At 40.3% G+C, this 258-nt stretch carries 1 protein-coding gene; it reads right to left on the reverse strand.

Annotated features, from left to right (window positions below; all coding sequences use genetic code 11):
- Positions 1 to 258 (reverse strand): amidohydrolase family protein (locus AOA62_RS25800; protein WP_143521926.1); only part of this gene is annotated, 258 nt, incomplete at both ends.

Consider the following 258-nt stretch of genomic DNA (forward strand, 5'->3'; position numbering starts at 1 on the left):
TCCATGCGAATGAGTACGGCATACGTTCTTCTCCGAGTCTTTCTTCAACCCACGGGAAATCGGAAGCAACAAATCTTGGCTGAATATCTAACACAACAGGAAGCTTTCTGAGCCGTTCAATTAAATCTTCTCTAGTAACTTGGAGATGAATTAATCGATCTCTCTTATTTAATGCTACTGGGTGTTGCTCGATGGCATCTAAAGCATACTCTAATGCTAAGTCACCAATCACGTGAATAGCAACAGGCATATTTAATT

The sequence above is a fragment of the Pseudomonas sp. 2995-3 genome (genome assembly GCF_002742565.1).
GTDB classification, from domain to species: Bacteria; Pseudomonadota; Gammaproteobacteria; order Pseudomonadales; family Pseudomonadaceae; genus Aquipseudomonas; species Aquipseudomonas edaphica.